We start from the raw sequence: 13,820 nt of genomic DNA on the forward strand, positions 1-13,820 counted from the left end.
GTTTTGTCAGGGGGAGTTTATGCAATCACGCGTGCATGTGTTACATGGCGATATTACGACGATCGCTGTTGATGTGATTGTCAACGCGGCGAATTCAACGCTACTGGGAGGCGGTGGTGTTGATGGCGCGATCCACCGCGCTGCCGGACCTGCATTGTTGGAGGCCTGCAAACAGGTTATACAGCAACAAGGAGAATGCCCGACCGGGCATGCGGTTATCACGCTGGCGGGGGCGCTTCCTGCAAAAGCGGTTATTCATACCGTAGGACCTGTCTGGCAGGGTGGTGGACATCATGAGGCTGAACGTCTCGAAGAAGCCTATCTGAATACGCTGCAACTGGCCCTGGCCAATGGGTATCAATCCATTGCTTTTCCGGCGATCAGTACCGGGGCCTACGGGTATCCCCGCGCAGCTGCGGCGGAAATCGCGGTAAACACGGTGTTGAAATTTATTACCCGTCGTACGCTACCTGATCAAATATACTTTGTTTGTTTTGACGAAGAAAACGCTCAACTCTACAAGAGACTACTTGCCCAGCAAGGTGACAATAACGGACTGATATGACACGACTTGAGCGGGCTATCACGCCACTTTGCGCTAACCACCCTGGAGACTGTGGCATTCTTACGTTGGATGACAGCCTGGATGCCTTTGCTGCTCGTTATCGGCTAACAGAAATGGCGGAACGTACACTGGATGTGCAGTACTACATCTGGGAGAACGACATGTCCGGGCTATTGCTGTTTTCAGTTCTGTTGGCGGCGGCGAAACGTGGAGTGAAGGTCCGCTTGCTGTTGGATGACAACAACACGCCGGGTCTTGATGACACGCTGCGGCTGCTGGATAGCCATCCTAATATAGAAGTTCGCCTGTTTAATCCCTTTTCCTTTCGCATCCTGCGCGCCCTGGGCTATTTGACCGATTTTGCCCGGCTTAATCGGCGTATGCACAATAAAAGTTATACCGCTGACGGCGTGGTGACTATCGTGGGCGGGCGTAATATTGGTGATGCCTATTTTGGTGCGGGTGAACAACCGCTGTTTTCCGATCTGGACGTCATGGCTATTGGGCCAGTTGTCAAAGATGTTGCGGATGATTTTGAGCGTTACTGGCACTGCCGTTCTGTTTCAACGTTACAAAACGTACTGGAGATGTCGGAGTCAGATTCTTCGCAGCGTATCGAGCTGCCTGAATCCTGGTATAACGATGATATTACTCGTCGTTATCTGCATAAGCTGGAAACCAGCCAGTTTATGGCCAGTCTCGATCAACAGTCGCTGCCGCTGATTTGGGCGAAAACGCGTTTGCTGAGTGATGATCCTGTCAAAGGTGAAGGGAAAGCGCCGCGCCATTCGTTATTACCGCAGCGTTTGTTTGATGTGATGGGGTCGCCTGGCGAACGAATTGATATTATTTCCGCCTACTTTGTGCCAACTCGCGCTGGGGTGGCGCAGCTTTTGAGAATGGTAAGGAAAGGCGTCAAGATTGCTATTTTAACCAATTCTTTGGCGGCGAATGATGTGGCTATCGTTCATGCGGGCTATGCGCGATGGCGAAAAAAACTGCTGCGCTATGGCGTAGAATTATACGAACTTAAGCCTACCCGCGAACGCGTTTCGGTGGTCCACGATCGCGGATTAACCGGTAATTCAGGCTCCAGCCTGCATGCAAAAACCTTCAGTATTGACGGTCGAAAAGTATTTATCGGCTCGCTTAATTTTGATCCCCGTTCAACGCTGCTTAATACGGAAATGGGGTTTGTGATTGAGAGTGAAGTGCTGGCAGAAGTGATCCATAAACGTTTTATGCAGAGCCAGCGTGACATGGCCTGGCAACTACGCCTCGACCGCTGGGGCAGAATTAATTGGGTGGATCGCGTTTCCGGCAGCGAACAGGTACTAAAAAAAGAACCCGCCACAGGATTCTGGAAACGGGTTCTGGTGAAGCTTGCATCCGTGTTACCCATTGAGTGGCTGCTCTGAACCACACAATGAGAGAAAAATTAACCGGGCACCGCTTTATTTTTATCCTGCTTAACGAGTGGTTTACCCGAGAAGAGAAACTTCAGCACCGGTATGCGTAAATGGATTTCGTACAGTATCACCGCAATCCCCACCACAAACAGCAGACCGCAGAAAAAGCCCAGCAGATTCGATGAGATATGCGGTGTGATATACGCGCCAAAAAACAGCGTCAAAGGGTGGTGCACTAAATAGATAAACAGCGACGCGTTGACAAAATAGGTTACGCGGGCCGACTGGAAATTCAGCAAACGGTGGCCAAGTGAAAAGACGACGTTCACCATCCACAGTCCCATGACCATGGTGATGACATATTCGGTTTCATACATCCAGGCGTCGCCACTGCCATAGCGTTGATTGAGCAGGTAGGCGACAAATGCCAATGCGGCGCCTATTGTGCAGCCGCGCGATGGCGTGGTGAACAGCGCTTTCAGATTAGGATTGATAAATGCCAGTGCGCCGAGCATAAAGAAAGGCACATAAAACAGCGTCTGCATAACAATAAAATTAAACATGCCATCGCTGAGAATTGAAGGGTAGAGGATGAAAATCGTCCTTCTGACGGCCGCATAACCGACACCCAATAAAATAAAAATCAGCGTTAATTGGGTCATTGATACCGGGGACGCGTTGGTGCTTTCGCTACGCATCGTCTTGTTTTTCATCTGGGTAAATACCCATATGCTCACGGTCGTTAACACCACCAGAACCAGTAAAAACCACAGATGGGAAATAAGTTCCCAGGCCAGCGTGTTGTACTTTTCGTACCCGCTGAGAGTATGCCAGCTGTCTGCTTTGCCCTTCACGTATTGCAGCATGATAAATTGCGGCAACGTCAGCAATGGAATCGCCGTCAGCATGGGGATTCCCACGCGTTCTACTCGCACCTTCCACCACCGCTTTAGCGGATAGCGCAAAAATAACATGTACGAAAAGTAACCCGAAATAACAAAGAAGACCTGCATGCGAAATGCATGGATAAAATCGTTAAAAAGGGTCAACCACCACGACGGCTCTGCGCTGTTCACGTGCCAGGTATGGGTGGAGTAGATCAAAGAAATATGGAATGGGATCCCTAACAACATTAGCCAGGCACGGATGGAGTCAAGAAAATATTCACGTGGTGGTGATACAGAGCTCATAGACAGTTACGTATTCTCAGACTTTTCGTCTTATCCCTAAGACGAATAATGGTTACATTCGAGGGCAACCCTACACGAAGTCCAACAACCTGTCTCCAGGATAAGCACGCAAAGTGAAAACAGCAGACGAAGCTGCTTAAAGCATGAGCCAGCGCGCGAACAATACAGGGATTCAGTTGTCGGAATACCCGATTATCCATTAAAATGGATCGGATCAATATAAGCACACAAAGGGGGAAGTGCTTACTAATTATGAAACATAAACTACAAATGATGAAAATGCGTTGGTTGGGTGCAGCAGTTATGTTAACGCTGTACACATCATCGAGCTGGGCGTTCAGCATTGATGATGTTGCAAAACAAGCTCAATCCTTAGCCGGTAAAGGCTATGAGGCGCCAAAAAGTAACTTGCCCTCCGTTTTCCGCGACATGAAATATGCGGATTATCAGCAGATCCAGTTTAATCGCGATAAAGCCTACTGGAGCAATCTCAAGACCCCATTTAAGCTCGAGTTCTACCACCAGGGTATGTACTTCGACACGCCGGTCAAAATCAACGAAGTTACCGCCACTGCGGTGAAAAGAATCAAATATAGCCCGGATTACTTTAATTTTGGCGATGTTCAGCATGATAAAGACACGGTAAAAGATCTCGGTTTCGCCGGGTTCAAAGTGCTGTATCCGATCAACAGCAAAGATAAAAACGATGAAATCGTCAGCATGCTCGGTGCCAGCTATTTCCGCGTTCTCGGCGCAGGCCAGGTCTACGGTCTGTCTGCGCGCGGTCTCGCGATCGATACCGCTCTGCCTTCTGGTGAAGAATTTCCCCGCTTCCGTGAGTTTTGGATCGAACGTCCGAAACCGACTGATAAACGTCTAACCATTTATGCCTTGCTGGACTCTCCGCGGGCAACCGGAGCGTATCGCTTTGTCATTATTCCGGGGCGCGACACGGTCGTTGATGTTCAGTCCAAAGTTTACCTGCGCGACAAAGTGGGCAAGCTGGGCGTGGCACCGTTAACCAGTATGTTCCTGTTTGGCCCAAATCAGCCTTCTCCGGCAACTAATTATCGTCCGGAACTGCATGACTCTAACGGTTTGTCTATCCACGCTGGCAACGGCGAGTGGATTTGGCGTCCGCTGAACAACCCGAAACATCTCGCGGTGAGCAGCTTTGCCATGGAAAATCCGCAAGGTTTTGGTCTGTTGCAGCGTGGCCGTCAGTTCTCACGTTTTGAAGATATTGACGATCGTTACGACCTGCGTCCGAGTGCCTGGATCACGCCAAAAGGTGACTGGGGCAAAGGTAAGATTGAGTTAGTCGAAATTCCGACTAACGATGAAACCAACGATAACATCGTCGCGTACTGGACGCCGGATCAACTGCCTGAAGCGGGCAAAGAGATGAACTTCAAGTACTCCCTGACGTTCACGCGTGATGAAGACAAGCTTCATGCGCCGGAAAATGCCTGGGTACAGCAGACTCGTCGTTCTACGGGCGATGTTAAACAATCCAATCTGATTCGTCAGCCAGACGGTACTATCGCATTTGTGGTGGATTTTACCGGTGCAGACATGAAAAAGCTGCCGCAGGATACCCCGGTTACCGCACAAACCAGTATTGGTGACAACGGCGAGATCGTTGAAAACACCGTGCGTTACAACCCGGTCACTAAAGGTTGGCGTTTGATGCTGCGCGTGAAGGTGAAAGACGTGAAGAAAACCACTGAAATGCGAGCAGCTCTGGTCAATGCCGATCAGACGTTGAGTGAAACCTGGAGCTACCAGTTACCTGCCAATGAATAAGACAACTGAGTATATTGACGCAATGCCGCTTTCGGATATCGAAAAAGCGGCACTGCCGAAAACTGACATCCGCGCCGTTCATCAGGCGCTGGATGCCGAGCATCGTACTTACTCGCGCGAAGATGATTCACCGCAGGGTTCTGTGAAAGCTCGCCTTGAGCAAGCATGGCCAGATTCTCTGGCGAAAGAGCAGTTGGTTAAGGACGATGAAGGGCGCGACCAGCTCCAGGCGATGCCAAAAGCAACGCGTACTTCGATGTTCCCCGATCCCTGGCGCACCAATCCGGTTGGCCGTTTTTGGGATCGTCTGCGTGGACGTGATGTGACTCCGCGTTATCTTTCGCGTTTGACGAAAGAAGAACAAGAGAGCGAGCAAAAATGGCGTACCGTGGGCACAATCCGCCGCTATACGCTGTTGATCTTAACGCTGGCGCAAACGGTCGTAGCAACCTGGTATATGAAGACGATCCTTCCGTATCAGGGGTGGGCATTCATTAATCCGGTCGACATGATGGGGCAGGATCTGTGGGTCTCCTTTATGCAACTGCTGCCCTACATGCTACAGACCGGCATTCTGATTTTGTTTGCCGTGCTCTTCTGTTGGGTCTCTGCAGGGTTCTGGACCGCGCTGATGGGCTTCCTGCAACTGCTGATTGGGCGAGATAAGTACAGTATCTCCGCCTCAACGGTAGGCGACGAACCGCTGAATCCGGAACACCGCACCGCACTGATTATGCCTATCTGTAACGAGGACGTTGACCGCGTATTCGCGGGGCTGCGCGCCACGTGGGAGTCAGTTAAAGCAACGGGCAACGCTGAGCATTTTGATGTTTACATCCTGAGCGACAGCTATAACCCCGATATCTGCGTAGCGGAACAAAAAGCGTGGATGGAACTGATTGCCGAAGTGCAGGGCGAAGGGCAGATTTTCTACCGTCGCCGTCGTCGTCGTGTGAAGCGTAAAAGCGGCAACATTGATGACTTCTGCCGCCGCTGGGGGAATCAGTACAGCTATATGGTGGTGCTCGACGCTGACTCCGTGATGAGCGGTGACTGTCTGAGCGGTCTGGTACGTTTGATGGAAGCGAATCCGAACGCCGGGATTATCCAGTCTTCACCGAAGGCTTCCGGTATGGATACGCTGTATGCACGCTGTCAGCAGTTTGCGACCCGTGTTTATGGCCCGTTGTTTACCGCCGGGCTTCACTTCTGGCAGTTAGGTGAGTCGCACTACTGGGGCCATAACGCCATCATTCGTGTGAAGCCGTTTATTGAGCACTGTGCGCTTGCACCATTACCGGGCGAAGGCTCATTTGCCGGCTCGATCCTTTCCCATGACTTCGTGGAAGCGGCATTAATGCGTCGTGCGGGATGGGGCGTGTGGATCGCTTACGATCTGCCTGGTTCTTATGAAGAGCTGCCGCCAAACCTGTTGGATGAGCTCAAGCGTGACCGTCGCTGGTGCCACGGTAACCTGATGAACTTCCGTCTGTTCCTGGTTAAGGGGATGCACCCGGTTCACCGCGCGGTGTTCCTGACCGGCGTTATGTCCTATTTGTCAGCGCCGTTGTGGTTCATGTTCCTCGCGTTGTCTACCGCCTTGCAGGTCGTCCATGCGTTGACGGAGCCGCAGTACTTCCTGCAACCGCGGCAGCTGTTCCCGGTCTGGCCTCAGTGGCGTCCTGAACTGGCGATCGCGCTGTTTGCCTCCACCATGGTGCTGCTGTTCCTGCCGAAGCTGCTGAGTATTTTGCTTATCTGGTGTAAAGGGACAAAAGAGTACGGCGGATTTATTCGCGTCACGCTGTCGCTGCTGCTGGAGGTTCTGTTCTCCGTGCTGCTGGCGCCAGTGCGTATGCTGTTCCATACCGTTTTCGTGGTGAGCGCATTCCTCGGTTGGGAAGTGGTGTGGAATTCGCCGCAACGTGATGACGATTCCACCCCGTGGGGGGAAGCGTTTATGCGTCACGGTTCTCAGCTACTGCTGGGGCTGGTGTGGGCTGTGGGTATGGCCTGGCTGGATCTGCGTTTCTTGTTCTGGCTGGCGCCAATTGTCTTCTCGCTGATCCTCTCGCCGTTTGTTTCCGTGATTTCCAGTCGTTCTACGGTTGGATTACGAACCAAACGCTGGAAGCTGTTCCTGATCCCAGAAGAGTACTCTCCGCCGAAGGTGCTGGTGGATACAGATACCTATCTGGTGATGAACCGCAATCGTACGCTGGACGACGGTTTTATGCATGCGGTGTTTAACCCATCGTTTAACGCGCTGGCTACGGCAATGGCGACTGCGCGCCACCGCGCCAGTAACGTACTTGAGATTGCACGCGACCGTCATGTGGAGCAGGCGCTGAACGAAACGCCGGAAAAACTGAATCGCGATCGACGTCTTGTGCTGTTGAGCGATCCGGTGACCATGGCGCGTTTGCATTATCGTGTCTGGAACTCACCTGATAAATATTCTTCTTGGGTGAACTACTATCAGGGCCTGACCCTGAATCCGTTAGCGCTCAGGAAAGAATAAGCGTTCTGTAACGTGAAAATACCGGCCTGGTGCCGGTATTTTTTTATACTCAATAAAAGAGTCATGAGGTACCAGATGCGAATAGTGGCAGTGGCGATAATGGTCTTGTTCCTGAGCGGATGCGGCAGCATTATTAGCCGGACCATCCCAGGGCAAGGGCACGGCAACCAATACTATCCGGGCGTACAATGGGATGTCCGGGATTCCGCATGGCGCTACGTCACCATCCTCGACCTGCCATTTTCGCTGGTGTTTGATACGCTGCTGTTACCGCTCGACATTCACCATGGACCTTACGAATAATTATCGCTCATCCCATTCATCGGCTGCGGTCTGACCCTCTTCGGTATCAAGGGGAGGCTCCAGCTGAAATTCACCTTCATCCCATTCGTGAAGCGTGTTTTCTTCCTGCCACTCCTGACGAATTTCAATCTCGTCATAATCACCATCAAAAACGCTTTGCGCCGCTTCACCGCTTAGCATTGGCAGACATTCACCATCGACATCATCCTCATCGGCGAAGAATTCTGCTTGCCACATAATGTCGCCATCCTGTAGCACGTATTTTTGTACGCTTAGCTGCTGAACACTGGCGTCGTCAGCCTCCAGACCAGGGTTATCTGCCAGAAAAACTTCACGAGCAGCATCGATAGCCTCTTCCAGCGTGGCATAAAAATACATGTCATTCTTTGCCATAATCTTCTCCTAAGGTGAACAATAAACGGTGATGATTCAATCTATAGACCTCGATCCGCGGAGCGTCAAACCCGTTGACTGCAGGGCAAACCTAAACGAATGGTAGCTTTTCGATGGGTGATAGAAAAATTTACAATGCGAGATACTGAAGTTGGCGTAATGGACGACCGCGAATTTGAGAAAAAAAGGTAATGTGTGTGGTTGGTCGTGGAGTAATAAAAATCAAATAAATAAACAATACTGTTATATAAATGAATCTTCAGATTTAATACGTATTTATTCTGATTTTTGATTGCGGTAATGCCTGTTGTGCTAATGAAATGATTCCTAACCTTATTAAAATGAAAGGAATAATAATTATTAATGTGAAAATGTCACAGAGGTAATCATTGAGAGGTATTAAACTTAAAGGTAGGCAAAGTAATGATTACGTATCCGCTATGTACAAGATGTATTAATGGCGCGAGGCGTTTAAAAGAAAGATACATAATAATAAATTATTAATACCATGTGTTATAAATGGATAAAAAATCATTGAATAAGAAATGAATAAATATCACTGAAGTTGTGCGGTCATATAGATTGCAAATACTTATGCTTTATTATATAAAATGCCAACTCAAGAATACTCCTAAGGATGTTATGGAAAACAGTAATTCAAATAACAGGAAGTTGATGGCGTTCTATATAACTTGCTTAATCAGCTATATTCTTGGTGGGTTATGTCTTACGCAGTTTAAATTAACCATACAGAGTGTTCCGCAAACCATATACTTGATTATCATAGTAGGCTTGTTCTTTTTATATGCAATTATTTTTCTTTTTATGTTGTTTCAGTATTTGTGCAGAAAAGACCTAACATGCCTCATGATCTTAGGCATGGCATTTCTTAGCAATAATATTTTCTTTGTGGAAACCATCTATATCGTTCAGGATTTAATCAATGATCACACTTCGATAGAAAAAAGAACTAACGATATCGCTATATTCTACTATTTTCGCCAGCTTAGTTTTATCGCCTTATTATTTGTATCCTTAAAATCTTATAAAGCATCTTCGACAATCATTGAAACCAAAGAAAGAGAACCATGCTATATAGCGGTAGCATTTTTAATCATGCTGGCTATCGCTGTCCTGGCACATAGCCTGGCCAGTTATAATCCGGGCATGACCCTTGAGATTACGAGCTTAAAACCCGATAACGTAACCGTACACTGGCATATTGGTTATATTTATTCGCTGATTGTTGCCTGGGGACTGGTTCTTTTATATTTGGTCATTAAAACTAAAACGCATAACATCTTATGGAAAAGTATCGGTTTACTGTGTTGCTCAGGAATATTAACCAATGTGCTGCTATTAAGTTTAGATGAATATAGTATGTATATTTGGTATATCAGCAGAGGGATTGAGGTGATCAGTACTCTTTGTATAATATCAATATTAATGTATAACACTTTTATTATTCTAAAAAAAGAAACGGATTCAGCTATCAAAGATGCCATGACCAAAATATACAACCGAAAACTGTTCTATAGAACGTTAAAGGCATCGCTAGCGAAAGGAACTGTTTGCGTAATGGTTCTGGATATCGACAAATTTAAACGCATTAATGATACCTATGGTCATCAGGAAGGCGATCGGGTAATAATAAGTATTGTTGATATAATCAACAACTCAATTAGAGATACGGATATCTTTGCACGCATAGGCGGCGAGGAGTTTGCGATTCTTCTTAAATGCAAGGACAAAGATGAAGCTATTGTCGTTGCAGAACGAATCAGAAGAAATGTTGAGCATGGAACGACAATACCCAACGCCTATGATCTGAAAGAAAAGATGACGATCAGCATCGGTGTATATTGTAGCAAAGTTACTGATGAATCAGCGGATAAAGTTGTTTCTTATGCCGATGCTGCGCTGTATGAGGCCAAAAACTCTGGCCGGAATAAGGTGTGTTACTATTATAATTAAAAGTAATACTGCCTGAAAACGCAAAGTTTACTCTTCGGGTTCAGGCATATATACAGATCATCCAGCGAGCTCAGCGCTCCGGCGACGGCGCAGGCTATTCCACGAGTAGATCGCGTTAAACAGTACTACCCCCGCGGTCACGCAGAAGACGGCGCGAAAGCCGTAGTTGGCGGATATTGCCGCCCCCATTAATGGTCCTGTTACGTTGCCGATATCGCGAAATGACTGGTTGTAACTGAAAATACGCCCGGCTATTTGATTGGTTGAGTTATAGACCAGCAGCGTTTGCACCGCCGGGAGCAGAGCACCATCGGCAGCACCCAATAAAAAACGCAGTACGCCCAATTGCCAGGGCGTTTGTACAAATGACATCGGAATCAGCAGTAGCACGGAAATAATCAGTGCGACGATCAGGATCTTCTCCGGGCCAATTCGGTCACCGAGTTTGCCAAGCCTTGGGGCACTGATTAACGCCGCTACGCCGGGTACGGAGGCAATCATCCCACTAATGAACGCGATATTACTGACGTTTCCGGCCAACTCCCGCACGTATAACGTCAGGATTGGCGCAATAGAACCGGTCGCCACCTGAATGATTAAGGTGGTGACAAACAGGCTCAGCACCAGTTTGGGGTTTTTTAACGAGGCCACGACTTCACGTATGTGCAGCATCTCTTTCTTGCTTACCGGCTGAAAACGCTCGCGGATAAAAAATAGCGTCAGGATAAAACAGACCAGCAGTACGCTGGCGGTAATGAAGAATACGGGACGCAATCCATACTGGTCAGCGAGTAGTCCACCTGCCAGCGGTCCCAGCAGTGCGCCGCTGACGCCGCCGGTTGAGAGCGTTCCCAGCGCCCAGCCGCTTTTATTGCGTGGAACCTGGGTAGCGATCAGCGCATTGGCGTTGGGTATGAAACCCCCGAGCAGACCTAACAGCGCGCGCAGAACCAGGAACTGCCATATATTTTGCGCCAGGCCCATCAGCAGCATCACAATAGCCATACCCAACGCGGAACGCAGCAGCATGATTTTTCGCCCTTTGCGGTCGGCAAGGCCACCCCAGAAAGGGGAGGCGATGGCTGAAAACAAAAAGGTGATGCTGAACACCAGACCTGACCACATGTTCAGGGCGCTATGGCCCGTGACGCCGAGACTCTCAACGTACAGGGGCAAAAAGGGCATGACCAGGCTAAATGCTGCGCCGGTTAAAAAACAACCCAACCAGGCAACGGTGAGGTTGCGTTTCCAGTTTATGGGGGCATCTGAGGGTGACATAACGATCCGCAGTGTGATGCGCTGTATGCGCTATCGATTGAATATAAGTAAGCAGACTAATTATGCGCCCGGTTGATAGTTGCTGCAATGTGGATAGCAGTTAAACCTAAAGCGGGTAGGGTGGCGGTTGCAGCCCACTGGACTGCAACCACGTTTTAGTACAGGGAAGGGGCGCCTGCAGGACGTGTCTTGAAGCGACGATGTAGCCACATATATTGTTCTGGGGCCATCATGATGCATTGCTCAACGATCTTATTCATCCAGGCCGCCGTGGTTTCCGCGTCGTCTAATGGCGGTGAACACTCTGGCGGTAGCATAATCAATTGATACCCTTTACCGTCGGGCTTGCGGCGAGGAACAAACGGCACCAGGCAGGCATTCGACATGCGTGAAAGCATCCAGGTCCCGGAGGTTGTGGCAGCCTGTTCAACGGCAAACAGCGGCACAAACACGCTGGCGCGAGGACCGTAGTCATGATCCGGCGCGTACCAAACCACTTCGCCTTTTTTCAACGCTTTAATCATTCCTTTCAGGTCCTTACGATCAAGCATTGATTTATTAGAGCGCATGCGGCCCCAGGTCTGTAACCAGTCGAGCAGCGGGTTGTCATTGGGACGATACACACCGATACCAGGCTCCTGCAAACCAAACTGACGCGCACCCAGTTCCAGGGTCAGAAAGTGCAGACCGACTAACAGGATCCCTCGCTTTTGCGCCTGAACGTCACGGATATGTTCCATCCCGATCACTTCTGTCCAGCGTGAAATGCGCTTATCGGACCAAAACCAGGCCATCCCGGTTTCTATCACGCCCATACCGACGGACTCGAAGTTCCTGAAGACCATCTGCTGGCGTTCCTGCTCACTCATCTGTGGGAAGCACAGCTCCAGATTACGTGAAACGATTTTTGCCCGACGTTTCATCAAACGTAACGCCAGACGACCTAACGCACAGCCCAACTTGTAAAGTACCGGGTAGGGTAACTGCACGATTAACCAAAGGATGCCAATACCCAGCCAGGTTAACCAATAACGTGGATGCAGAAGCGCAGCCGTAAACTTGGGTAAATTCGTCATGTCTATCCTGTCTTCAAACGACCAATTCCCTGTATTGTCGCATTTTTTCGCGCGTATCAAAAATTTGTGACGGGAGAACGGTGATTAAATCGGCAATTGTTGTTGCGTTTTTATAGTGGAGTATGAAATGTAGCGTAAAATGTGTGGATGTAAATTGGCGATGTTTGCTTTATTATGCCGCCGATTTTCATTTACTCCCTATTTGCAGGATACGTACACCATGCCAGTGTTACACAACCGCATTTCAAACGACGCGCTCAAAGCCAAAATGCTGGCCGAGACTGAGCCGCGCACGACGATCTCGTTTTATAAATATTTCACCATCGCTGACCCGCAACATACGCGTGATGCACTGTACCAACTGTTCACTGCGTTGAATGTGTTCGGGCGTATATATCTTGCCCACGAAGGCATTAACGCGCAAATCAGCGTGCCGCAAAGCAACGTGGATGCATTCCGCCAACAGCTGTATGCGTTCGATCCTGCCCTGGATGGATTACGCCTTAATATCGCCCTGGACGATGACGGAAAATCATTCTGGGTGCTACGCATGAAAGTTCGCGAACGCATTGTGGCGGATGGGATTGATGATCCTGACTTTAACGCCAGCGATGTGGGTGATTACCTGAAAGCGGCAGAAGTGAACGCCATGTTGGACGATCCTGACGCGGTATTCATTGATATGCGCAACCACTATGAATATGAAGTGGGGCACTTCGAGAATGCGCTGGAGATCCCGGCAGACACGTTCCGTGACCAGTTGCCGAAAGCGGTTGAAATGATGCAGGAGCATAAAGATAAAAAGATCGTTATGTACTGCACGGGCGGGATCCGCTGTGAGAAGGCCAGCGCCTGGATGAAGCACAACGGATTTAGCAAAGTCTGGCACATTGAGGGGGGTATTATTGAATATGCCCGCAAGGCGCGTGAACAGGGGCTTCCGGTACGTTTCATCGGCAAAAATTTCGTTTTTGATGAGCGCATGGGCGAAAGGATCTCTGAAGATGTTATCGCGCATTGTCATCAGTGCGGAACCGCATGCGACAGCCACACTAATTGTAAAAATGATGGCTGCCATCTGCTATTTATTCAGTGCCCCGCTTGCGCGAAGAAGTATAAAGGCTGCTGCAGTGAGCTGTGCAGCGAAGAGAGTGAGTTACCGGAAGAAGAGCAACGACGTCGTCGTGCCGGGCGTGAAAATGGCAACAAAATCTTTAATAAATCCCGCGGTCGTCTGAATACCAAACTGGGTATTCCGGATCCCGCGCAATAAAATTTTGCCGGATGATGGCTTTCACCTCATCC

9 protein-coding genes and 2 pseudogenes are annotated in these 13,820 nt (G+C 49.2%); 7 read left to right on the forward strand and 4 right to left on the reverse strand.

What is annotated here, in order from left to right; genetic code table 11:
* Positions 1–19 precede the first annotated feature (19 nt).
* Both ymdB and ACVXHP_RS02130 read left to right on the forward strand, forming a co-directional pair.
* Positions 20–547: pseudogene (gene ymdB, locus ACVXHP_RS02125) on the forward strand (O-acetyl-ADP-ribose deacetylase); the annotation flags it as partial.
* Positions 495–1,983 (forward strand): annotated as a pseudogene (locus tag ACVXHP_RS02130) (phospholipase D family protein). The pseudogenes ymdB and ACVXHP_RS02130, both read left to right, overlap by 53 nt.
* 20 nt (positions 1,984–2,003) lie before the next feature.
* Here ACVXHP_RS02130 and mdoC read toward each other — a convergent pair.
* A complete protein-coding gene (mdoC, locus tag ACVXHP_RS02135; RefSeq protein ID WP_447570770.1) occupies positions 2,004–3,164 on the reverse strand; it encodes a glucans biosynthesis protein MdoC in 1,161 nt (386 codons plus the stop codon).
* 270 nt (positions 3,165–3,434) lie between these two features.
* Between mdoC and mdoG the strand changes: the two genes are divergently transcribed.
* The 3 genes from mdoG (at position 3,435) to ACVXHP_RS02150 (ending at position 7,794) form a co-directional block, all read left to right on the forward strand.
* Positions 3,435–4,970, forward strand: coding sequence for a glucans biosynthesis protein MdoG (gene mdoG / locus ACVXHP_RS02140; RefSeq protein ID WP_087857802.1), 1,536 nt, complete (start codon positions 3,435–3,437; stop codon positions 4,968–4,970).
* A complete protein-coding gene (mdoH, locus tag ACVXHP_RS02145) occupies positions 4,963–7,491 on the forward strand; it encodes a glucans biosynthesis glucosyltransferase MdoH (RefSeq protein ID WP_447570771.1) in 2,529 nt (842 codons plus the stop codon). The genes mdoG and mdoH overlap by 8 nt, the downstream gene beginning before the upstream one ends.
* 75 nt (positions 7,492–7,566) lie before the next feature.
* A complete protein-coding gene (locus ACVXHP_RS02150) occupies positions 7,567–7,794 on the forward strand; it encodes a YceK/YidQ family lipoprotein (protein WP_038639644.1) in 228 nt (75 codons plus the stop codon).
* Here the strand turns inward: ACVXHP_RS02150 and ACVXHP_RS02155 are convergent, their stop codons facing one another.
* Positions 7,795–8,172, reverse strand: a complete 378-nt coding sequence (locus ACVXHP_RS02155; protein ID WP_038643106.1) for a MysB family protein — start codon at positions 8,170–8,172, stop codon at positions 7,795–7,797. It lies immediately after the preceding gene.
* 690 nt (positions 8,173–8,862) lie between these two features.
* Between ACVXHP_RS02155 and ACVXHP_RS02160 the strand changes: the two genes are divergently transcribed.
* Complete coding sequence (locus ACVXHP_RS02160) at positions 8,863–10,161, forward strand: sensor domain-containing diguanylate cyclase (protein WP_447571137.1); 1,299 nt, start codon at positions 8,863–8,865, stop codon at positions 10,159–10,161.
* Positions 10,162–10,218: 57 nt separating this feature from the next.
* Here ACVXHP_RS02160 and mdtG read toward each other — a convergent pair whose 3' ends face one another.
* Complete coding sequence (gene mdtG, locus ACVXHP_RS02165) at positions 10,219–11,439, reverse strand: multidrug efflux MFS transporter MdtG (RefSeq protein ID WP_200006796.1); 1,221 nt, start codon at positions 11,437–11,439, stop codon at positions 10,219–10,221.
* Positions 11,440–11,594: 155 nt separating this feature from the next.
* Positions 11,595–12,515 carry a Kdo(2)-lipid IV(A) acyltransferase gene (locus ACVXHP_RS02170; protein WP_447570772.1) on the reverse strand — a complete coding sequence of 307 codons (921 nt, stop codon included), beginning with the start codon at positions 12,513–12,515 and terminating at the stop codon, positions 11,595–11,597.
* 220 nt (positions 12,516–12,735) lie between these two features.
* Here ACVXHP_RS02170 and trhO point away from each other — a divergent pair, with 220 nt between their 5' ends.
* The gene (trhO, locus tag ACVXHP_RS02175) at positions 12,736–13,788 is read left to right on the forward strand and encodes an oxygen-dependent tRNA uridine(34) hydroxylase TrhO (RefSeq protein ID WP_447570773.1); all 1,053 of its coding nucleotides are present in this window, start codon (positions 12,736–12,738) and stop codon (positions 13,786–13,788) included.
* Positions 13,789–13,820: the final 32 nt, after the last annotated feature.

The organism is Citrobacter freundii complex sp. 2025EL-00176, assembly GCF_053309355.1.

Excerpts from the sequence above, each read along its gene's own strand:
- mdoC (WP_447570770.1), bottom strand. The coding sequence starts at position 3,164 with ATGAGCTCTGTATCACCACCACGTGAATATTTTCTTGACTCCATCCGT.
- mdoG (WP_087857802.1), top strand. The coding sequence starts at position 3,435 with ATGATGAAAATGCGTTGGTTGGGTGCAGCAGTTATGTTAACGCTGTAC.
- mdoH (WP_447570771.1), top strand. The coding sequence starts at position 4,963 with ATGAATAAGACAACTGAGTATATTGACGCAATGCCGCTTTCGGATATC.
- ACVXHP_RS02150 (WP_038639644.1), top strand. The coding sequence starts at position 7,567 with ATGCGAATAGTGGCAGTGGCGATAATGGTCTTGTTCCTGAGCGGATGC.
- ACVXHP_RS02155 (WP_038643106.1), bottom strand. The coding sequence starts at position 8,172 with ATGTATTTTTATGCCACGCTGGAAGAGGCTATCGATGCTGCTCGTGAA.
- ACVXHP_RS02160 (WP_447571137.1), top strand. The coding sequence starts at position 8,863 with ATGGCGTTCTATATAACTTGCTTAATCAGCTATATTCTTGGTGGGTTA.
- mdtG (WP_200006796.1), bottom strand. The coding sequence starts at position 11,439 with ATGTCACCCTCAGATGCCCCCATAAACTGGAAACGCAACCTCACCGTT.
- ACVXHP_RS02170 (WP_447570772.1), bottom strand. The coding sequence starts at position 12,515 with ATGACGAATTTACCCAAGTTTACGGCTGCGCTTCTGCATCCACGTTAT.
- trhO (WP_447570773.1), top strand. The coding sequence starts at position 12,736 with ATGCCAGTGTTACACAACCGCATTTCAAACGACGCGCTCAAAGCCAAA.